The sequence below is a fragment of the Selenomonadales bacterium 4137-cl genome (assembly GCA_032334055.1).
Taxonomy (GTDB): domain Bacteria; phylum Bacillota; class Negativicutes; order Sporomusales; family UBA7701; genus Anaeroselena; species Anaeroselena agilis.
This window is the reverse complement of record JAUOZS010000001.1, coordinates 2,281,336-2,302,374: the sequence shown is the minus strand read 5'-3', so window position 1 is coordinate 2,302,374 and position 21,039 is coordinate 2,281,336. Positions and strand designations below refer to the sequence as shown.

17 protein-coding genes are annotated in these 21,039 nt (G+C 62.1%); 11 read left to right on the top strand and 6 right to left on the bottom strand.

The genetic code is table 11. From position 1 onward, the window contains the following. Positions 1 to 12 precede the first annotated feature (12 nt). From Q4T40_12205 to Q4T40_12195, 3 genes are all read left to right on the top strand, one after another. On the top strand, positions 13 to 1,476 hold the full coding sequence (locus Q4T40_12205; GenBank protein ID MDT8902009.1) for a hypothetical protein: 1,464 nt from the start codon (positions 13 to 15) through the stop codon (positions 1,474 to 1,476). A 19-nt stretch (positions 1,477 to 1,495) separates the two neighbouring features. Further along, positions 1,496 to 2,797 carry an FAD-dependent oxidoreductase gene (locus Q4T40_12200; protein ID MDT8902008.1) on the top strand — a complete coding sequence of 434 codons (1,302 nt, stop codon included), beginning with the start codon at positions 1,496 to 1,498 and terminating at the stop codon, positions 2,795 to 2,797. A gap of 326 nt (positions 2,798 to 3,123) precedes the next feature. Next, complete coding sequence (locus Q4T40_12195) at positions 3,124 to 4,236, top strand: hypothetical protein (GenBank protein ID MDT8902007.1); 1,113 nt, start codon at positions 3,124 to 3,126, stop codon at positions 4,234 to 4,236. 5 nt (positions 4,237 to 4,241) lie between these two features. On the opposite strand, the gene Q4T40_12190 is transcribed toward Q4T40_12195, so the two are convergent. From Q4T40_12190 to Q4T40_12180, 3 genes are all read right to left on the bottom strand, one after another. After that, on the bottom strand, positions 4,242 to 4,481 hold the full coding sequence (locus Q4T40_12190; protein ID MDT8902006.1) for a DUF2164 domain-containing protein: 240 nt from the start codon (positions 4,479 to 4,481) through the stop codon (positions 4,242 to 4,244). 282 nt (positions 4,482 to 4,763) lie between these two features. After that, positions 4,764 to 6,332 (bottom strand): IS1182 family transposase, encoded by a 1,569-nt coding sequence (locus Q4T40_12185; GenBank protein ID MDT8902005.1) that lies wholly within the window; start codon positions 6,330 to 6,332, stop codon positions 4,764 to 4,766. 97 nt (positions 6,333 to 6,429) lie between these two features. Beyond that, positions 6,430 to 7,119, bottom strand: coding sequence for a metallophosphoesterase (locus Q4T40_12180; protein MDT8902004.1), 690 nt, complete (start codon positions 7,117 to 7,119; stop codon positions 6,430 to 6,432). A 200-nt stretch (positions 7,120 to 7,319) separates the two neighbouring features. On the opposite strand from Q4T40_12180, the gene pdxA reads away from it, so the two are divergent. Next, positions 7,320 to 8,312, top strand: a complete 993-nt coding sequence (gene pdxA / locus Q4T40_12175) for a 4-hydroxythreonine-4-phosphate dehydrogenase PdxA (protein MDT8902003.1) — start codon at positions 7,320 to 7,322, stop codon at positions 8,310 to 8,312. A gap of 16 nt (positions 8,313 to 8,328) precedes the next feature. Then, positions 8,329 to 9,606: a nickel-dependent lactate racemase gene (gene larA / locus Q4T40_12170; protein ID MDT8902002.1), complete on the top strand. Its 1,278-nt coding sequence runs from the start codon at positions 8,329 to 8,331 to the stop codon at positions 9,604 to 9,606. Between the two features lie 252 nt (positions 9,607 to 9,858). Here larA and Q4T40_12165 read toward each other — a convergent pair whose 3' ends face one another. Continuing rightward, positions 9,859 to 10,806 (bottom strand): 3-hydroxyacyl-CoA dehydrogenase family protein, encoded by a 948-nt coding sequence (locus Q4T40_12165; protein ID MDT8902001.1) that lies wholly within the window; start codon positions 10,804 to 10,806, stop codon positions 9,859 to 9,861. 348 nt (positions 10,807 to 11,154) lie between these two features. Here Q4T40_12165 and Q4T40_12160 point away from each other — a divergent pair, with 348 nt between their 5' ends. After that, positions 11,155 to 11,898 carry a Sir2 family NAD-dependent protein deacetylase gene (locus Q4T40_12160; protein ID MDT8902000.1) on the top strand — a complete coding sequence of 248 codons (744 nt, stop codon included), beginning with the start codon at positions 11,155 to 11,157 and terminating at the stop codon, positions 11,896 to 11,898. Between the two features lie 105 nt (positions 11,899 to 12,003). Here the strand turns inward: Q4T40_12160 and Q4T40_12155 are convergent, their stop codons facing one another. After that, entirely contained in the window at positions 12,004 to 12,486 is a 483-nt protein-coding gene (locus tag Q4T40_12155; GenBank protein MDT8901999.1) for a hypothetical protein, read from the bottom strand. 332 nt (positions 12,487 to 12,818) lie between these two features. Beyond that, positions 12,819 to 13,442, bottom strand: a complete 624-nt coding sequence (locus Q4T40_12150; GenBank protein ID MDT8901998.1) for a class I SAM-dependent methyltransferase — start codon at positions 13,440 to 13,442, stop codon at positions 12,819 to 12,821. Positions 13,443 to 13,813: 371 nt separating this feature from the next. On the opposite strand from Q4T40_12150, the gene Q4T40_12145 reads away from it, so the two are divergent. The 5 genes from Q4T40_12145 to Q4T40_12125 all read left to right on the top strand — a co-directional run bounded on the left by Q4T40_12145 (position 13,814) and on the right by Q4T40_12125 (position 21,039). Beyond that, on the top strand, positions 13,814 to 14,596 hold the full coding sequence (locus Q4T40_12145; GenBank protein MDT8901997.1) for an electron transfer flavoprotein subunit beta/FixA family protein: 783 nt from the start codon (positions 13,814 to 13,816) through the stop codon (positions 14,594 to 14,596). A gap of 12 nt (positions 14,597 to 14,608) precedes the next feature. Then, positions 14,609 to 15,802, top strand: a complete 1,194-nt coding sequence (locus Q4T40_12140; GenBank protein MDT8901996.1) for an electron transfer flavoprotein subunit alpha — start codon at positions 14,609 to 14,611, stop codon at positions 15,800 to 15,802. Between the two features lie 84 nt (positions 15,803 to 15,886). Next, positions 15,887 to 18,007, top strand: coding sequence for a sigma 54-interacting transcriptional regulator (locus tag Q4T40_12135; GenBank protein MDT8901995.1), 2,121 nt, complete (start codon positions 15,887 to 15,889; stop codon positions 18,005 to 18,007). Positions 18,008 to 18,154: 147 nt separating this feature from the next. After that, the gene (locus Q4T40_12130; GenBank protein ID MDT8901994.1) at positions 18,155 to 19,465 is read left to right on the top strand and encodes an MFS transporter; all 1,311 of its coding nucleotides are present in this window, start codon (positions 18,155 to 18,157) and stop codon (positions 19,463 to 19,465) included. Beyond that, a complete protein-coding gene (locus tag Q4T40_12125; protein ID MDT8901993.1) occupies positions 19,462 to 21,039 on the top strand; it encodes an acyl CoA:acetate/3-ketoacid CoA transferase in 1,578 nt (525 codons plus the stop codon). Before Q4T40_12130 ends, Q4T40_12125 begins: the two co-directional genes overlap by 4 nt.

Here is a 21,039-nt window from a genome sequence, read left to right as displayed (position 1 = left end):
GGGGATCGGGCGATGGGCAAATTCAAGTACAAGTTCCAGATGTACAAGTATCTTCAGATGAATATCCCGACTATCTACGCCGAGGCGAGGGCGGCGGCCGACGAGATCGGCATTCCGCAGGAGCTGCGCGGTAAGTTCGGGATGACGGGCGGCATTTCCGGCTGCCCGGCGCCGCTGCGCGATGATATTATGCACGCCGGCGAGGAGGCGGGCAAGACGGTTGTTCCGCTGGCGGGGATGGTGGACCAGATCCGCGAGCTTGTCAAGGATATCTACGGGGACGGGTACGACGCCGCGCCGACCAGCACCTGCGAGGCCGGCCTGTGGGTGACGTTCGATTCGTTGTTTACGCCGCCGATGATGGGCCGCGGCGATAATTACCGGGCCCGCTATATCGCGCCGCTTGAGAAGCATTTCCATCATCAGGGAGGCTACGGACGGCCTTTCCCCGGCAGGTACAAGGATATTATCGCCGACCGCGGCACGACCCCCGGCGAGCTCGGCTTTTTCGGCAAGCGCCAGAATAATCTCGATACGTTGATCGTGCCGCTGGCCGGCGCGCATTACCCGGTGCACGGCATCAAGTTCCACCCGGTGCCGCTGTTGACCAAGGTGGACGCTGAGGCGACATATTCGGAGATGAAGAAGGTGGCCGAGCGGCACGCGAATATGATTACCGGCATGACGTCGCTGGGTTATGAGACTCCCGGCTACGGCTACGCCGCGAAGGATGAGGACGGCACGCCGGTGCTGCAGAAGTTGTACGCCAAGCTGTGCCGGGAATACAATATCCCTTATGTCGTCGATAATGCCTGGGGCGTGCCGGGGATCGGCCACGATATCCGCAAGTCGGGCGCCGATGTGGTGATTTACTCGATGGATAAGGCTAGCGGCGCGGCGACGAGCGGTCTGATCATCGGCAAGGAGGATGTGATGGTTCCCATCCGTCGGGCGATGGGCATGCACGGCGACCGCTGGGGTACGACCTCTTCCTACGGCAAGGCGGCGTACGTGACGTTCGACCCGGGCAAGGAGGCGCTGGCCACCCAGATCCAGGCGCTGAAGGTGCTGCGCGATAACCCCAGTGTATACACCAAGTCGGTCGACGATCTGTACGATGTGGTCAAGGAGGAGTTCGACAAGATTCATCCGACGATCAAGGCCGGGCTGATCATCAGCAAGTCGTACAATTCCCGCGCGGTGGAGGTTAACTACGAGAATACCTGGAAGGACGGCGAGATGGGTCTGCCGATCTTCTCGATCGAGGATATGTATTCGGGCACGAACATTTTCCAGACCGGCATGGCCCAGATGGGCGTCATCCCGACGGTGGCCTATGACGGCAACATCTATATTTCGCCCGATCTTGCGACCACCGACAGCAAGGGCAATTTGCTGAAGGATGTGTTCCGCTACGGCGTCAGGGCGCAGGTTAAGCTGATGGAGATCGTGGCTAAGCACGTAGGGATGATTTAGCGGAAGGGAGGCCTAGGAAATGGCCAAAAAAGTAGTCGTGGTCGGCGGCGGCTGGGCGGGCAGCGCGGCGGCCCTGGCGGCCCGCAAGGCGGGCTGCGAGGTGGAACTGTTCGAGCGCGCCGATATGCTGCTGGGCACCGGGCTGGTGGGCGGCATTATGCGCAACAACGGTCGCTTTACCGCCACCGAGGAGATGCTGGCCATGGGCGGCGGCGATCTCTTCACGGTGGCGGATGAGAATGCCCGCCACAAGAATATCGAGTTTCCCGGCCATAAGCATGCTACGCTGTACGATGTGGCGTTGATCGAACCGGCGGTGAGAAAGGCGCTGGAAAAGGCCGGCGTTAAGCTGCATATGCACTGCCGCATAAAGGACATCGAGAAGGACGGCAACAGGATAACGAAGGTTGTCGGCGAGGGCCACCACGGAGAACCAGACGTTACGGCAACCGGCGACGTGTTCGTGGATGCCGCCGGCACCGCCGGGCCGCAGGGCAACTGCATGAAGTACGGCAACGGCTGCGCGATGTGCGTTTACCGTTGCCCGACGTTTGGGCCGCGGTTCTCGATCGCCGCCAAGGCCGGGGTACCCGAGATCATGGGCCAGAAGGCCGACGGCACGCTGGGGGCGATGAGCGGATCGTGCAAGCTTCATAAGGAGTCGCTGTCCCACAAGATCACCGAGGAGCTTAACCGCACCGGGGTGGTGGTCGTGCCTATCCCCGACCACCTGCGCAAGAGTATGGAGTCGCTTGGCCAGAAAGCCTGCCAGCAGTACGCGCTCAAGGAGTTCGCCGAGAACGTCATTTTGCTCGACACCGGCCATGCCAAGCTGATGTCGGCTTACTACCCGCTCGATATTCTCCGTCAGATCCCCGGCTTCGAGAGCGCCCGGTTCGAGGACCCGTATTCGGGCGGTATCGGCAACTCGATGCGCTACCTGGGGATGCTGCCGCGCGACGACACCCTCAAGGTGGAGGGGCTGGATAACGTTTTCTGCGGCGGCGAGAAGGCGGGCCTGCTTGTAGGCCATACCGAGGCGATCATCACCGGCACGCTGGCCGGCCACAACGCCGCCCGGGCGGCGTTCGGGCAGGAGCCGGTGAAGTTGTCCGAGAGCCTGGCCTGCGGCGACGCCATCGCCCATGTGCGGGCGAGCATGCAGACCAAGGAGGGCCTGGCGAAGAAGTATACTTTCTCCGGGTCGGTGTATTTCGAGCGCATGAAGGAAAAGAACCTGTACACGACCGACGTGGCGGCGATCCAGAAGCGGGTGGCCGATGCGGGGATGACGGAGTTTTTTGCTAAAGCTTTGGGATAATGGTTGAGAGAATGGCTGCGCAGGAGGCTCCAGATGCAAGACGCACCGGATAAGCAGACACACAACGCTGTAGCGTTGATGTGATCGCTTATACCCGAAAGGGTGCGAGCGCGCCGCGACGCGTACTTGGGACGTACGCTAGCAAGCGCTCTGAGGTGCAACGCCGCAGATGGACCTCCCGCACAGCCGCGATGTATTAGCGTATGCAAAGGGGCGCGGGGGTTATTCCCCTGCGCCCTTTGCATACAAAAATTGACCGGCAGGCAGGTCATGGCCGCCCGGCCGCTGAATTAAATAGTTGCTATTATTTTCTGTAGGTGATGGTATTGCTGGAAATCAGGCTGGGCATAGCAGGTACCGCGAAGAATACGGGCAAAACCACGGCGACCGCCGCCATCATGGAGGAGCTTAGGGCGCGCGGGGTGGATTTCTTCCTGACGAGCATCGGCTATGACGGCGAGAATATCGACAACGTGACCGGCCTGCCCAAGCCCAAGCTGCGGGTCGAGCCGGGCGACGTGGTGGCGACGGCGGAGAAGTGCCTGAAGGTGAGCACGGCGGGGCTGAGTCTGTTGCAGGCGACGAATATTCAGACCCCGCTCGGCCGCATCCATGTGGCCCGGGTGACGGCCAGCGGCCTGGTGGTGACCGCCGGCCCCAACAAGAGCACCGAGGTGCGGGAGCTGGCCGGGATACTGACCCGCCTGGGGCCGGGGGCTACGATCTTCGACGGCGCCTTGAACCGCATCGCCCCGATGGTGGAGACGGACGGGTTTATCCTGGCGACCGGCGCGTCGCGGACGCCTGACATTCCCCGTCTCGCCCAGGAAACGGGCGTGATCTGGCGGCTTTCGACGCTGCCGGCGGTGCCGCGGGCCGTGGCGCTGGCCGAGAAGAATCTGACGCAGGTGACGCTGCTCGACGCCGACCTGGACGAAATAAAAACCTGGCCGCTGTCCTCGCTGCTGACGGAGAGGGATGTCGACCAGGTGCTCGCCGAACCGATGGCGAAGTATTCGTATCTGTACGTGCCGGGCGTCGTCGGCGAGCGGGCGATGAAAGCTCTCGCCGACCGGCTGGCCGAGAAGCCGCGGCCTTTCCTGCTGGCGTTCGCCGACCCGGTGAAGCTGCTGGTGTCCGGCAACCCGGTGACCTACTACGAGCTGCTGGAAGCGGTCGAGAGGGGCGGTGCGGTGGCCGGGGTGGTGAAGAGGGTACCGCTGCTGGCGGTGACGATAAACCCCTTTTATCCCGAGTACCGGGTGGAGTCGAAGGCGTACAAGCCGGCGTTCGTCGATTTCGTCCGCCTGCAGGTGGCGGTGCGCAACAGCGTCAAGGTGCCGGTGTATAACGTCGTCAAGGAGGGCGCCAAGGGGCTGGTCGACATCATCCTCGCCAACGCCCGCCGCTGGGAGAACCCGGACGCAATGACGTTTTAGCGGCGCTACCGGGGCCGCTTTTCGAGCCCGTACAGGTCGTCGAGCCTGTCGCTCATGAGGGCGTGGGCGTCGGCAAGGGCCTGGTTATAGATGGGAGGGCCTGCGGCCTCGAGGATGAAATCGAGCACGGCCGCGGCCTTGAAGTCGCTGAGTTCCTCGTCCCGCTCGCGCGCGAAGAATTCCTTGATGCTATTGATGAGGTCCTGTTTTGTTTCTTTGCTCAGTTCGATGGGTTTCATCGTCATTCCAACCTGCCTATATTGGAGTGTGAGAGGGTGGCTAAAAAGATCCAGATGCAAGGCGCACCGGAAGAGCGCGCCGCGACGCGTACTTGGTTGCGTACGCTAGCAAGCGCTCTGAGGAGCAACGCCGCAGATGGATTTTTTAGCCAGCCTCCCTAGGAGAGTGTTTCGAAACCCCTGTATACTGTGGCCATTGAGTACCCATCATGGTTAAAAAGGCGGCCCGTCACCTCAATTTAGGGATATGCCGGAAAGAATAACGTTTGATTCTATCCCCTATGGCCCTTACTGACCCACCAGGACCGCTGGGAGCCCGACCGATGGGCAGACTTGGTCCCGGGTAAGTGTATAGAGCCGTTTGATATTCACCACTGCTGCGGTAAACGCGACCTGAAGGAGCGTTTTGGTTCTGCCTATATATCTGGCTTGACGCATTCCTTTGCGAATCAGGTGCGCCACTTTTCGCTCCACCTTGGCCCGCTTCACGTACAGCGTTCGGAATTCTTCTGTGGCCATCTCGGCCAGAATCTCCCGCCGCCGCTCTTCCTGCGAATGCAGCTCAATCGTCTTTCCCTTGCCGTGACGGGTGCACTGGTCCCGGAACTTACAACGGTTGCAGGTCGCTTTGGGGAAAACAAACACATCAATGCCGCCCTTGCGATGCCGGACCGTGGCCGTGATTTCTCCCGCCGGACACCAGCAGATTCCTTGCCCAAAATCGATGGTAAAGTCCTGTTTGCCAAACCGTTTCTTCGGGGCGTGAGCCCCTGGCAGCGGCGCCACCGGCGTTACTTGATGTTTAGCCATCTGATCGCGGGCTTCGAGTGTGCCGTACGCGGTATCCCCGAGCAGCTTGCCAGGCTTGACGAGGGTTCCCGCCAACAAGGGATCGACCGACTCGCCATCCGGCCGGTTTCCGGCAGTGATATCGATGCCGGTAATAAGTTCACTGGCTTCGTCCATGAGAATCTGGCTCTTATGGCCGTTGAACCTGCCGCTTGAGGTTTTGTGTCCGTGCCTCATGTCCGGGTCCGTTACCGAAAGAATGCGGTCAGGAGCCACGCCCTGTTTGAGATGGATACCGGTGTCATCGGTGACAATATCCTGCTCGGTGACATTACCCAGGAGTTCCATGGCCGTCTTTTCGTCCGCCGTCAATTCGGCCCCCTTGAGCGCATCCAAGATGGCGCGACCGTCGCCGACCAACTGGCGGAGGAGCTGGGTTCTGGCTTCAGCATCATCCCACCGGATCTTCTCCTTGCCGTTTTGGCTGTAATCCAAGGACAAAGAAAGGGCGTTCAACCGGTCCCGTGCCGTACCGCCGGCATGACTGCTTACGGCGAACATCTTCTGGATGGCCTTTTTAATTAAGGTGTAGGTGTCCTGGAGAGCGCCCGCTCCCAGCACCTGGGTGGAGTCAAGAATCTGCAGTCCCCGGTCCTTCAAGATCCCCGTTTCTTTGGCGAGGCGGACAAATCGTTCAAAAACCAGCTTCTGTTGCTTATTGAGCAGCAGCCGGGTACGAAACCGGCACAGGGCCGTATGGTCGAAGCCCGTTTCGTTCAGGCCCAGACCCAGCGCTTTTTTCCAGCGCAGGTCATAGCGGGCGCGCTGTTCCGCTTCCCGATCCGAAACGTTGTCATGATACATCAACAACAGCACTTTCGACAGCAGAGCCGGAGAAACCGAAGGCCGGCCAACGGCACTGTACAGGTCGGCAAAGTCTTCTTCCCGGATGAGGCGCTCGCCCCACCGGGCAAACAGTCCGTAAATGCTATCGGGATCGACCAGCGGACCATCCAGCCACGCTTCTAAATCCAATAAGCTGGTCTGTTTATCTTGGCTTCCTAACACGGCGTTCACCTCTACAGGTAAATTCGCCGTCAGGCCTTGATTTCCCTGGTTTCAAGGGAATCTCCGGTTTGATTTCAATGGGTTTTGCAACACACTCCTAGATGATCTGTAGAAGTTTAAAATCGAGTGCGTCGCACGAGACAAGGTAGTGCATCGTGCCGTTATAGTCACCGACCGGAGCGCTGTTTACCGCTTCGTTGTGGAGGTGGCCGTAGACGCAGATCGCCACGCCGAATTCGGCCATGAGGTCGGTGAAGCCGGTGGCGTCGGCGCCGGTACGGGGCGGGTAGTGGAGCATGAGGATGAGGCGTTCGTGGCCGGCGTTTCGCGCCGCGGCCAGGGAGGCCCTGACGCGGCCGAGCTCGCGCCGGTAGATGGCTTCGTCTTCGTCGCCGAAGGCGGGGTCGCCGGGCAGCAGCCAGCCGCGGCTGCCGCACACCGCCCATTCGCCGGCGACGGCGAAGGTGTTGTGGAGGAAGGTGAGCCGGCCGCCGACGGCGGCGTTCAGCTTGGCGACCGTCTGCCACCAGTAGTCGTGGTTGCCGCGGATGAGCAGCTTGCTTCCCGGCAGGGCGGCGATTTCCTCGAGGTCGGGCAGCGCTTCGGGCAGTTTCATGGCCCAGGAGATGTCGCCGGCGATGAGGACGGTGTCTTCGGGAGCGACGCGCTCCGTCCAGTCAGCCTTGATTTTGTCCCAGTGGCCAAGCCATTGGTCGCCGAAGACGGACATGGGTTTTGTTGGCGGGCTTCCGGACAGGTGGGTGTCGGCGATGGCGAATATCTTCATTGTTGGTCCCCTCGGCGTTATTTATACTAAGATTATAGCAATAAAGACAGGCAATGGCAAAAAGGCCGCGACGTCCCGCAGCACAGGGGTAAGGGAGTCGGGCGGTAAAATATAGCGAGCAAGACCGATCGCCTTGCGACTGAAGCTTTTCAGCCTGCCATATAGGAAGAATTATGCGAAGAGGAGTTGTTGCTGTTATCATGAAACCGATCATCGGCATCACCATGGGCGACGCCACCGGCGCCGGCCCGGAGATCATCGTCAAGGCGCTGGAGGACAGAGGGGTCTACGACGTCTGCCGGCCGCTGGTCATCGGCGACCTGGGCATCATGGAGCGGGCGGCGGGAATCGTGAAGCTTCCGCTGAAGTTCCGCCCGGTGGAGAAGGTAGCCGAGGCGGCGTTCGCCTACGGCACGGTCGACGTGCTCGATCTTAAGAACCTGCCTATCGATCTGCCGTTCGCCAAGGTGGACGGCCGCGCCGGCAAGGCGGCGTTCGAGTACGTCGCCAAGGGGGTGGAGCTGGCGATGAAGGGCGAGATTGACGCCATCGCCACCGCGCCGCTTCATAAGGAGGCGCTTAACGCCGGAGGGTACCACTACCCCGGCCATACCGAGATCCTTGGCGACCTGTCGGGCGCGAAGGATTACGCGATGATGCTGACCGGCGGACCGCTAAGGGTTATTCACGTGACTACGCACGTGTCGCTGCGCCGGGCCTGCGACCTGGTGAAGAAGGAGCGGGTGCTGCGGGTCATCGAGCTGGCGGACATGGCCGCTAAACAGCTCGGCTTCGCCCAGCCGCGCATCGCGGTGGCCGGCCTCAACCCCCATTCGGGCGAGGGGGGTCTGTTCGGCGACGAGGAGATCAAGGAGATCATTCCGGCGATCGAGGAGGCGAAGGGACGGGGCTTCGACGTGACCGGCCCGGTGCCGCCCGATACGGTGTTTTACCGCGCGGCGCTCAAGAACCATTTCGATATCGTCGTGGTGATGTACCACGACCAGGGGCATATCCCGCTGAAGGTGCTGGGGTTCGAGGAGGGGGTCAACGTGACCGTCGGCCTGCCGTTCATCCGCACGTCGGTGGACCATGGCACCGTTTTCGGCAAGGCGGGCAAAGGCACGGCCGATTCCCGCAGCATGAGCGAATCGATCTATCTGGCCGCCAGGATGGCCGGCCAGGGCAAATAGGAGAGGGGGGCCGGACGTGGCTGCGATCAGCGTGAAGCTGCCTTACGGCAGGGAGACGGTGGCGGTGAGCGTTCCCGCCGCCAATCTGCTCGGCGTTTATTCTCCCAAGGACGTGCCGCCGGTGGCCGACGTGCAGTCCGAAGCGGCGCGGGCGGTGAACGCCCCGATCGGCACGAAGCCGCTGCGCGAGCTGGCTAAGGGGGCGAAGAAGGTGGTCATCGTCGCCGACGATAATACCCGCCTGACGCCGACCGATAAGATAATCCCCGTCCTCCTGGGCGAGCTTAACGCCGCCGGGGTGGCGGACGAACAGATAACGGTCGTGATCGCCCTCGGCACCCACCGTTTCATGACCGACGAGGAGATTCTCGCCAAGTTCGGTCCCGAGGTGGTCGGCAGGGTGCGGGTGGTGAACCACGATTACAAGAACCCGGCCGAGCTGGTCGAGCTGGGGACGACGGCCAACGGCACCTTCGTGGCGGTGAACCGCGAAGCGTACGAGGCCGATTTCAAGCTTGGCGTGGGCAGCATCGTGCCCCACCATATTCCCGGGTTCGCGGGCGGGGCGAAGATCGTCCAGCCCGGCATTTCGGGCGAGCGGACGACGGCCGAGACCCACCTCTTAAGCGTGCGGGCGCCGCGCTCGTACCTGGGCGTGACCGACAACCCGGTGCGCCGCGAGCTGAACGAGATCGCCCGCCGTATCGGCCTGAACACGATTTTCAATACCGTTTTGAACCGTCACGGCGAGGTGGTCGGGGCGTTCTTCGGCGATGTGGTCGAGGCGTTCGACGCAGGGGTGGAGCTTTCGCGGGCGGTGTACGCGGTCGAGGTGCCGGAGGAGGCCGATATCGTGGTGTCGAGCTCCCACCCGTGCGACCTGGAGTTCTGGCAGGCCCACAAGACGCTTTACCCGTCAGACCTGGCCGTGAAGGCCGGGGGGATAATAATTCTCGTCACGCCGTGCTACGAGGGGGTGGCGGTGACCCACGCCGACATGCTGGACTACACGGCCAAGGGGTCGTGCGATATCCGCGACATGGTGGCGTGCCGGCAGCTCGGCGACGAGGTGGCGGCGGCGCTGGCGATTGCCTGGGCGCAGGTGAAGGAGCGGGAGGCGGTGTATATCGTTTCCGGCGGCATCGCGGCCGCCGAGGCGGAGAAGCTGGGGTTCACGCCGTTCGCCACGGTGCAGGAGGCTTTGGACGCGGCGCTGGCGGCGAAGGGGCCGGGGGCGAAGGTTACGGTGTTGACGCATGCCCCTGATATGCTGCCTGTTATTGCTGGTAGATGAAATCGTAGAGGCTGGCGATAAAGCCCCATCTGCGGCGTTGCTCCTCGGCTGCCATCCTCAGCGTACGTTCGTGTACGCTTCCGGTGTCAGCCTGTGGTGCGCCCCGCACATTGCACGTGAGATCAACGCCTACAGCACAGAACGCTGATAAGGCCGGGGTAATCAGGACGTGCATCTGGGGCTTTCTAGCCAGCCTTTCGCAGATATGCGGGGGAGCGACCGTAGGTTGGAGTCTCCGCGTTGCAAGTCCGTTTAAGAAAGTGATGTTTTGTCCCGGCGGAGCCATTCGGCGAGGATGGTTTCGCGGTGTTTTTTGACGGCGGCGAGTCTGGCGGCGTCCGACCAGTCGTAGAAGCCGCGGCCGGTCTTGGCTCCAAGGTCGCCGCGCTCTCTGGCGGCGGCAAGGGCCGGGGGCGGGGCGGTGCTGGCGTTCAGGTCTGGCAGGAGGTAGGCGGCGATGCTGTGGAAGACGTCCAGGCCGCCCAGGTCGGCGGTTTCCAGCGGGCCGGTCGCCGACAGCCGGCGGCTAAGGTGCTTCAACGTGGTGTCGACCGTTTCCGCGGTGGCGATGCCTTGGTCGACGAGGTGGAGCGCTTCGCGGAGCAGGGCGAACTGGAGGCGGTTGGCGATGAAGCCGAGGGCTTCGCGCTTCAAGGTGACGGGGATTTTGCCGATCTTTTTCAGCAGCTCGCAGGCGGCGTCGACTGTCGCCGGGGAGGTGGCTTCGCCGGGAACGACCTCGACGATGGCCATCAGGTGGGGCGGGTTGAGGAAGTGGGCGGCGACGAATCTTTCCGGGTTCACGAGGCCGGAAGCGATGGCCGTGGGGCTGAGGCCGGAGGTGTTGGAGGCGAAAATGGCGTGGGTGGGACAGAGCGCTTCGAGGGCGGCGAAAACTTCGCGCTTGACCGCCAGGTCCTCGGACACCGACTCCATGACAAAGTCGGCGCCGGCCGCCGCTTCGGCCAGGTCGGCCGTGCCCTGAATCCGGGCGACGGCGGCGGGAATCTGTTCGGAGGTGACGAGGCCGTGTTCGCGGCAGGATTCGAGGCAGGCGCAGACGCCGCGGAAGCCTTGCTCCACGCTCGGCGCGCTCCGGCCGTACATGCGGACGTCGTAGCCGGCCAGGGCGAACAGGGCGGCCATGTACGGGCCCATCGTCCCGGTACCGACGCTGCAGATGGTCTTGATGTCGTTCATTGAGGCAACCTCCCCGGATGTTTGGTTTGGTTCTTGAAGGTTAACCTTTTGACGCAGGGGAAGTTTTTCCTGCCGGAGCGGAGTTTGCAGGAGTAAGACTTGCTGCCGAGCGCCTTTTGGCGTTTTGGGTGAACCACCGTGAGCGAGGACGGCGGCCGCTACTTAGCGAGAGAGCCGGTAACGACAGCCGGCGCGAGCCAGGGATGGCGAGCGAGCCGCTATCTGTCAGGAGACAGTTAGCGGCGTACGGCAAGTCGTCGGCGACGAGCTTAGTAAGGCCGCCGCCCGCAGCGTGGTGGTGAATCCCAAACGCCAGGAAGGCGATTAAGTAATAAGCGAGGCGTTTTCATGGATAAAAAAATTGCCGCGCTGGGCGATATGCTGATGAAAGCCAATTACGCCATCGCCTTTACGGGGGCGGGCATTTCGACCGAGAGCGGCATCCCCGATTTCCGCAGCCCCGGCGCGGGGCTGTGGGAGAAGATCGACCCCGAACTGCTGTCGGCGCGGACGCTGCGCACCGCCCCGGCGCTTTTTTACCGCTATTGGCGGGAGATGGAGAAGGTGGTGGCCGGCAAGGAGCCCAACAAGGGGCATGAGGCGCTGGCGGAACTCAGCCGCCTCGGCGCGCTCAGGGCGGTCGTGACCCAGAACATCGACGGGCTTCACCAGCAGGCGGGCTCGAAGCGGGTGTTCGAGGTCCACGGCAACCTGGAAGGGTGCCGCTGCCTGGCCTGCAAGGGCGAGCACCCGGCGGCCGCGCTGCGGGAGCAACTGGCCGAGGGGGCCGAGGTGCCGCTGTCGCCCTGCTGCCGCGCCGTGCTCAGGCCGTCTGTCGTACTGTTCGGCGACCGCATGGCGGCCGATTTCACCGCCGCCCAGCAGGAGGCGTTCCGCAGCGACTTCGCCCTCGTCGTCGGCACCAGCCTGACCGTCTGGCCGGCAGCGGAGATTCCGCTGGCGGTGGGCCGGTTCGCGATCGTCAACCGCGACGAGACGGCCCTCGACGACCGGGCGGAACTGCGCATCGCGGGGCCGATAGGGGAGACGCTGGCGAAGGTTGTGGAGTATGTGAGGGAGAAAAAAATTTAACAGACCTTGAGAAGGCTTTAGAAAAACTCACCCTTCTACCCTGTCGGTGTAAAACCGCAAAGTAGAAGGGGCAAAAATGAGGTATGGGTATTAGAAAAAAGTGTTCTAGACTTTTTCGTTATACGAAGATGTTTGGTAGCTAGATATATACGCTATATATTTCCGAAGTTGGTAGTAGTAATAAATATTAAATAAAGTGAACAATCCCAACCAGAATATATTACGCCATAAATCTTTGCCGATACCAAAAACGATGAAATATATCACACTCAAAAGGATTATCCATACAGATATACGTATCCCAAGAGGTAGTCCAATACAAACCATTCTGCCGACGAAATCTCGGTCATCACCTTGTTGATTTGCCTGAAAACACCAAATAATGCCTAAGGCTGTAATGAGTATCTGCAGACAAAAATCAACCCAGTCAAGGTATGAATTATCGAAAAATGAATTGCCGGAGGAAGAAAGACTCGCGGCAGCAAGAGTTAGCACTGAAAATAGGAGGTAATATTTCATCTGCTCTTTTTGGGTTACTTTACCTTCTCTAAAGTCCTGTGCAAGGGCTTTTACCTTCCAGAGATACATTGCTGCGCCTCCTTCAATATGGTTTTTTAGTTTAATTCAGCAACTTTCCAATATGTCCTTTGAATGGTAGTGGCTTGCCCTGATGTCGGAGGCGGCGGAGGGCGCTGGCGTATGCGCCGTTGCGGAGGCTGTTACGCGCCGTTGGCGTAGCGGCTGCCCGACGCCACACGCCCGGCCATGGACGGCCGGGCGAGGAGCCATCGGTCACGGACGACCGTTGGCGACGGTGGTCGCGGCGGGTAGACCAAGCCTTACGGCGCGTTCAGCCGAAGCGTCGGCGCAGTAGCGTGCGTCTCCGCCTAGAGACAAGTAAAGCACCCAAACGGGTGCTTTTATTTTTGCCGGTGGCCGCCGGGTTTGCCTTTGGCTGTCGGGGACGGATTTACCCCCGTGACGCAGACGGCGGCGGAGGAGCCGAAGGTTTTTTCGTGTAGCCTGACGGTGGCGAACCCGGCGGCTTCGAGCTGGCGGCGGATTTCCTTGCCGAGCAGGCGGACATAGGCTTCGCTCGCTTCTTTTTCCGGCGGCCGAGCCGCCACCGCTAGCTTGCCGCCCGGCGCCATGGCCGCCCTGGCCGCCTTGAAGATGTCCGCGGCCCGGTCGTCAGGAAGGGGCGCGTTCACCGCCACTACCCTGGCGAACGGCGCGGCGAAGGCGGGCAGGCCGCGGGTGATATCGGTCTGCACCAGCATCGCCCGCCCCGCCCTGACGGCCCGCGCGTTTTTCCGCCACGCCTCTCCGACCGCGTCGGCGGACGCGTCGACGCCCACGACGAATACGCCTTTGTGGGCTTTTAAAATTCTTTTCATCGCCGCGTCCGGGCCGCAGCCGATTTCGAGGATAGCGTCGTCGGGGCGGATGTCGAGCTGGGCGAGCACCCAGTCGTGCAGCGCCCGGTCGCCTCCGCCCAGCAGCCGGCCGGCGTAGCGGTGAATTAGTTTGCCGATCGAAGTCATGCCCACCCTCCAAGTATGTTTACATTATCGCCATTACGGGGCGTAATATACCCGGCTGTTGCCCATTTGCAACGACTGAGGAGAAAACGCAACACAAGGCGGCGCCGTTTGCGGCATTGTTGCCGCCGCGCAACGCCGGGCCGGGCCTCCGCTCAGCCTGCGTCGCGACTGGTACGATATTTGCTAGATATTTTCCGGGAAAAGGAGGAATTTTTCCGCACAGGGCGAAATAATTTGGCGTATATATTTTGCATGCAAAACATATCTGGTGTTAGTGAGGGCGAAAAGCCTGTGGGGGAGCGGAGGGGTTGGCCAAGAAAGCCAGGGCGTGACCGAAATAAGGAAAGCAGCGAACCGAAGGAGGATATGGGATGGAGATTGTCGTCTGTGTTAAACAGGTTCCCGATACCACCGAGGTCAAGATCGACCCGGTAACGAACACGCTCATCAGGCAAGGGGTGCCGAGCATCGTCAACCCCTTCGACAAGTTCGCGCTGGAGATAGGCCTGCAGCTGAAGGAGAAGTACGGCGGCCGGGTGACGGTGCTGAGCATGGGGCCGCCGCAGGCGAAGGATGCGTTGAAGGAGTGCCTGGCGATGGGCGCGGACGCGGCGGTGCTGGTGAGCGACCGGGCGTTCGGCGGCGCCGATACGCTGGCGACTTCGTATACGCTGGCGGCGGCGGTCCGCAAGCTGGGGAACGCCGATCTGATCCTGTGCGGCAAGCAGGCGATCGACGGCGATACTGCCCAGGTGGGCCCGGAGATGGCTGAGCACCTCGGCTGGACGCAGGTGACCTATGCGGCGAGCGTCGAGCTGGACGGCAGCCGGCTGAAGGTTCAGCGCGAGCAGGACGAGGGCTATGATGTGATTTCGACCGCGCTGCCGGCGGTGGTGACGGTTATCAAGACGGCGACCGAGCCCCGCTACCCGACCGTGAAGGGCACGATGAAGGCCAACCGTACGGAGATCCCGGTGTGGACGGCCGCCGACCTGAAGGTCGACCCCGATTGCTTAGGCCTGAACGGCTCGCCGACGAAGGTGAAGCGGATTTTCACGCCCCAGCGCCAGGTCCACGGGGATATCATCGAAGGCGAGCCGCGCGAGGCGGCCGCCGCCCTGGTGGAGAAGCTGCGGGAACTGAAGATCGTTTAGGGGGGCGGGAAAATGGCGGTTATGATCAAGACTGAAGAGTGCGTCGGCTGCGGCGCGTGTATTAGTGCCTGCCCGTTCGGGGCGATCGTGCTGGAGGACGGCAAGGCGGAGATTACCGACGCCTGCACTGCGTGCGGGGCGTGCGTGGAGAGTTGCCCCGTGGGGGCGATAGCGGCGGATGCGCCGGCAGGCGGGGCCAAGACTGCGGCCGATGCCGCCGCGAGCGGCGTGTGGGTGTTTATCGAGCAGCGCGGCGGCCATATCCGCAATGTGTCGTTGGAGCTGGTGGGCGAGGGCCGCAAGCTGGCCGACGAGCTGGGCGAGGAGCTGGCCGGGGTGGTGATCGGCGACGTTGTGGCCGATATTGCCAGGGAGGTTTTCGCCGCCGGCGCCGATAAGGTGTACCTGGTCGAGCACGCGCTGTTGAAGGATTACAACACTGACGGCTATACGGCGGCGTTTACGGCGCTGGTCGAGAAGCACCGCCCGTCGGTCGTGTTGCTGGGGGCGACGAACGACGGCCGCGACCTGGGGCCGCGCGTGGCGGCGAGGGTGAAGACCGGCCTTACGGCGGACTGCACGGGCCTTGGCATCGACCCGGAGTCGCGGCTGGTGGCCTGGACGCGTCCGGCTTTCGGCGGGAATATTATGGCGACGATTTTCTGCCCTGATCGCCGCCCGCAGATGGGTACGGTGAGGCCGAAGGTGTTCAAGAAGCCGCAGCCCGATTACGGCAGGAGCGGCGCGCTGGTGCGCGAGAGCGTAGCGCTGGCGGAGGCCGACGTGCGCACGAGGCTGGAGGACGTCATCCAGGTGTGCACGACGAGCTGCAATCTGGAGGACGCGGAGATTATCGTGTCGGGCGGCCGCGGCCTGGGCACCCCGGAAGGGTTTAAGCTGATCCAGGACCTGGCGGATGCGCTCGGCGGCACGGTGGGCGCTTCGCGCGCGGCGGTGGACGCGGGCTGGAAGCCTTATCCGCATCAGGTGGGGCAGACGGGCAAGACGGTCGGCCCGAAGGTTTATTTCGCCTGCGGCATTTCGGGGGCTATCCAGCACCTGGCCGGGATGCAGACTTCGGATGTCATCGTGGCGATCAACAAGGACCCGGATGCGCCGATTTTCAAGGTGGCCCACTATGGCATCGTCGGCGATCTGTACGAGGTCATCCCGGCGATTATCGCCAGGCTGAAAGAGGATAAATAGGTTTTCGCAGCGACATCCGCGGTGCTATTCTGTCAATTTGCAGAATACATATTAGCGTCAAGCAAGTGCGGGGACGTGATGCGGATGTTGGTGAAGGACGTGATGACCAGCGAGGTGCTGACGGTGGAGGAAGGGGTCGCCGTGGCCGAGGCTGTCCAGTTGCTGAGGAGACATAAGGTCAAGGGCGTCCCGGTGGTGGACGCCATCGGGCGGGTGTGCGGCATGTTCACTGTCAAGCACCTTTTTCAGGTGGTGGCCGACGGGGGCAAGCTGGCGCGGCCGGTGCGGGAGCTGATGCAGCGGGAGGTCACGGTGATCCGCGACGATACGTCGCTGGAGGAGACGTGCGGTTTTCCCCAGAAGCGGCTGCCGGTGGTGGACGCCGGCGGCAATCTTGTCGGCATGCTAACCAAGAGTGATATTATCCGCGGGTTCAAGACGACGTTCGTGCATGCCCGCCAGGAACTGAAAGCGGTGCTGGAGGCGACGCCCCACGGGATTGTGGCCGTCAACCCCCAGGGGTACATCACGTTTGTCAACCCGGCGGCGGAGAAGATCCTGCGCCTGAAGGCCGAGCGGGTCATCGGCGGCGACGTGTCGGATTTCATCCCCAACTGCGCGGTGATCGGCGTGTTGGCGACCGGCCGGGCAATCCGCAACTTTAAGAATACGATCAACGGCACCACCTATCTCGGCCATGCCGCGCCGGTCATGGACGGCAGCGATATCATCGGCGCGGTGGCGTCTTTTCAGCCGTTCAGCGAGATCGAGAGCTTGGCCGATGAGCTGGGGGTGGTCAAACAGTTATACAAGGAACTCGACGCTGTCATCAGTTGTTCGTACGACGGCATCCTTGTGACCGAGGCGGATGGCGCGATTCGCAAGGTGAACGCCGCGACTGTAAAGCTGCTGGGGCTGGCGCCGTCGCAGTCGGCGGGCGCCGGCGAGGAGGGACGGGCGCATCAGTTGGGGGAGAGGGTCGCCGCCAAGGTGTGCCAGGACCGCAAGCCCTGCTCGATATCTTGCCGGATCAACGGCCGGCAGGTGGCGCTGACCGGCACCCCGGTGTTCGACGAGAACGGGGCGGTGGTGCGGATCGTGACCAATGTCCGCGATCTGTCGGAGTTGTCGGCCCTCCGGCAGGAACTGGAGGAGGTCAACCGCCTCAAGGAGATGTATTTTTCCGAGCTGGCCCGCCTCAAGGCCGAGGTGGCGACGACCAGCGGCACTTACCGAAGCGCCGAGATGCAGCGCGTCTACGACCTCGCTCTTAGGGTGGCGGTGGTGGACACCCCGGTCCTTATTCACGGCGAGTCGGGGGTCGGCAAGGAGGTGCTGGCCAATTATATCCACGACGGCAGCGCCCGGCGGGACGGGGCTTTCATCAAGATCAACTGCGCGGCCATCCCCGAGACGCTGCTGGAGTCGGAGCTGTTCGGCTACGCCGAGGGGGCGTTCAGCGGGGCCAGACGCGGCGGCAAGCCGGGGGTGTTCGAGATCGCCCACGGCGGCACGCTGTTCATGGACGAGATCGGCGAACTGCCCGGCAGTATCCAGGCAAAGCTGCTCCGCGTTCTCCAGGACCAGGAGTTTTTCAAGGTCGGCGGCAGCCGGCCGGTGAAGTTTGACGCCCGGCTGCTGTTCGCGACCAACCGTGACCTGGAGGCGGAGGTGAAGGCCGGCCGTTTCCGCGAGGATCTTTTCTACCGCATCAATGTCGTCCCCCTGTTCGTGCCGCCGCTGAGGGAACGGCCGGAGGATATCGTCGCGCTGACGGCCGAATTCCTCGCCAAGATGAACTGCAAGTATAAGACGGACAAGAAGCTGTCGGCCGAGATCATCGAGGCGTTCACGAATTATCCCTGGCCGGGAAACGTCCGCGAGCTCATCAATGTTCTCGAACGGGTGGTCATCACTTCCCGCCAGGAGTTTATCACTTTGGAGGATCTGCCAGGCAATTTCCGGCAGCAGGCGCATCCCTCGGCGGTTGCCCGGGGGCCGGTGCTGCCGCTGAAGAATGTGCTGGATATGGTGGAGAGGGATGTTATCGAGCAGTCGCTCAGGACGGCGAAAAGCCTCCGCCAGGCGGCCAAGGCCCTTGGGATCGATCCTTCGACACTGCTGAGGAAGGCGGAGAAGCACAAGATCAGAACGGGTGTTGAACTTCCGCAACAGCCGCCGTATATTTTCAACGGGAAAAATTGACATGCGGACTATTTTGTTGCGGTAACGCAACGGACCATGGCCGCGGGTTCGTGATTATTAGCACATTCTCCGGCATCCCCCGGTTGGCATCGAATTTGCAGACTATTCGCAATACGGCGCCGATCAAACAAGCGAAGGGGGATGTCAATGATAACCGAGCAGCAAAAAGCCAAGGTTCTCAGTTATCGGTGGGTCTGTCTGGTTACGCTGTGGTTCGTGTATTTCTTCGTGTATTTCGACCGGGTGGCACCGGCGGTGGTGGCGCCGGAACTGATGAAGGCGTTCAACATCAGCGCCGCCAGCCTGGGGCTTTTGTCCGCGGCCTATTTCTATCCGTACGCCGCCATGCAAATACCCTCCGGCATTTTCTCCGACTTTCTCGGGCCCCGTCTCGCGGTGACAATCTTTTTCATTGTCGCCGGCGTCGGCACGGCGTTGTTCGGGTTAGCGCAGAGCTACGACTGGGCGGTTGCCGGCCGGGTGATGATGGGGATCGGCGTGGCGGTCGTCTATATCCCGATCATGAAGATCCAGGCTCAGTGGTTCCGGCCCCATGAGTTTTCGACGCTGACCGGCATCCTGTTGACGGTGGGCAATATCGGCGCACTGGGCGCCGCCGCCCCGCTGGCGAAGTTCGTGGCGATAACGGGCTGGCGGGAGGCGTTCTACTATCTGGGCGCTATCACGGTAATTCTGGCGGCGGCCACGTATCTGCTGGTGCGCAACCGGCCGCAGGACATGGGCCTGCCGTCGCTGAACGAGGTAGACGGCGTCAGGGTGGATGCGGCCGAGGCGGCCCGCGACGAGGCCATCAAGCTGGGAGAGGCGATCAAGATCGCCGTTACCAACCGCAACTTTCCCTGGCTGGCCGTTTACGCTTTTGCGGTCTACGGCCCGATGATGGGCTTCCAGGGGCTGTGGGCGGTGCCGTACATGATGGATACGTTCGGCTGGACCAAGCAGGCGGCGTCGAACGTGCTGTCCTGGTGGGCGATCGGGATGATCTGCGGCTGTCCGATCCACGGGTGGGTGTCCGACCGGGTCGTCCATAGCCGCAAGAAGGTGGTCATCACCGGCGCGGCGGTATACACCCTGGGGTGGCTGTATATCGCGCTTAGTCCGACGGGCTGGAGCGAGACGACGATGGCGCTGTTCTGCTTCCTGATGGGCGGGTTTGGCGGCGCATATATCACCAATTACGCCCATCTGACCGAACGCCTGCCGCGTAAGGTGGTCGGCACGGCGATCGGCGTTTTCAACCTCTTCTATTTCGTGGGCGGCGCCTTCTTCCAGCAGTACATGGGCGTCATCCTCGACGGTTATGGCAGGGTGGCCGGCAAGTTCCCGGTGGCGGCATACACCTCGACCTTCTGGCTATGCTTCGGCGGCATGGTGATCGGTACGATGGCCCTTCTCTTCACGGTGGAGACGTTCGTGAAGAAGGAGGCCGTGAAATGAGAGGCAAGGTCGTTAGCGCCGCCGAGGCAGTGCGGCAGATAAAATCGGGTGATACCGTGGGCGTATCGGGGTTTATCGGCATGGGCCACCCGGCCGAGCTGACCGAGGCGCTGGAGAAGCGGTTTCTGGAGACGGGCGAGCCGAAGAACCTGACGCTTACCTTCGGCGCGAGCCAGAATGACGGCAAGTCGTGGTGGGGCCTGAACAGGTTCGCCCGCGAGGGGTTCGTGAAGAAGATCATCGCCGGCCATTTCGGGCTTCAGCCCGATCTGGTGAGGATGATTGTCGAGAACAAGATCGAGGCGTACAACATCCCGCAGGGAGTGATGATGCACCTGTTTCGGGCGATCGCGGGCAGGAAGCCCGGCGTTCTGACCCACGTCGGCCTCAGGACCTTTGCCGACCCGCGGGAGACGGGCGGCCGGCTGAACGAGATATCCAAGCGCGAGGTCGTCAAACTGCTGGAAGTGGATGGCGAAGAGTATCTGTTTTACAAGTCTTTCCCGGTCAATGTTGCCCTCATTCGCGGCACGAGCGCCGATACGCGCGGCAATATCAGCATCGAGAAGGAGGGTATCGCGCTGGAGTTCCTGCCGCTGGCCATGGCGGCCCGCAATTCGGGCGGCATCGTCATCGCCCAGGTGGAGCGGATCGTTGAGGCGGGCACGCTCCACCCGATGATGGTGAAGGTGCCGGGGATCATGGTCGATTATATCGTCCAGGCAGCGCCGGAGAACCATATGCAGTCGATGGCCGAACAGTATAATCCCGCCCTGTCGGGTGAGGTGAAGGTGCCGCTTTCCGGCTGGAAGCCCATCCCCCTCGACGACCGGAAGATCATCTGCCGTCGGGCGGCGATGGAGCTTTTTCCCGACGCGGTCATCAACCTCGGCATCGGTATGCCGGAGGGGGTTTCGGCGGTGGCGGCCGAGGAGGGGTTCATCGAAAAGCTGACGATGACGGTCGAGCCCGGGCCGATCGGCGGGGTGCCGATGTCGGGTCTCAGGTTCGGCTGCGCGCTGAACCCGGAGGCGCTTATCGATCATGCTTATCAGTTCGATTTCTACGACGGCGGCGGCCTCGATCTGGCGGTGCTGGGGCTGGCGGAGTGCGACCAGTTCGGCAATGTCAATGTGAGCAAGTTCGGGCCGCGCATCGCCGGTTCGGGCGGGTTCGTCAACATCACCCAGAACACGATGCGCGTTGTTTTCGCCGGTACGCTTACGGCCGGCGGCCTGGAGACCGCTATCGGGGACGGGGAGCTGCGGATCGTCCGCGAGGGCAAGAACAAGAAGTTCGTGCCCAAGGTCGGGCACATCACTTTCAGCGGTCATTACGCCCAGAAGGTCGGCCAGAAGGTGCTGTATGTGACCGAGCGGGCGGTGTTCGAGCTGACGCCGACCGGGCTGATGCTGACCGAAATCGCGCCGGGAGTCGATCTGGAACGCGACGTTCTCGCCCAGATGGAGTTCAAGCCCCATATTTCGCCTAATCTCAAGCTTATGGATGAGCGCATATTCCGCGACGCGCCCATGAATCTCAAGGCGGAGACCGCCGCCGGCGGCGGCGACTGA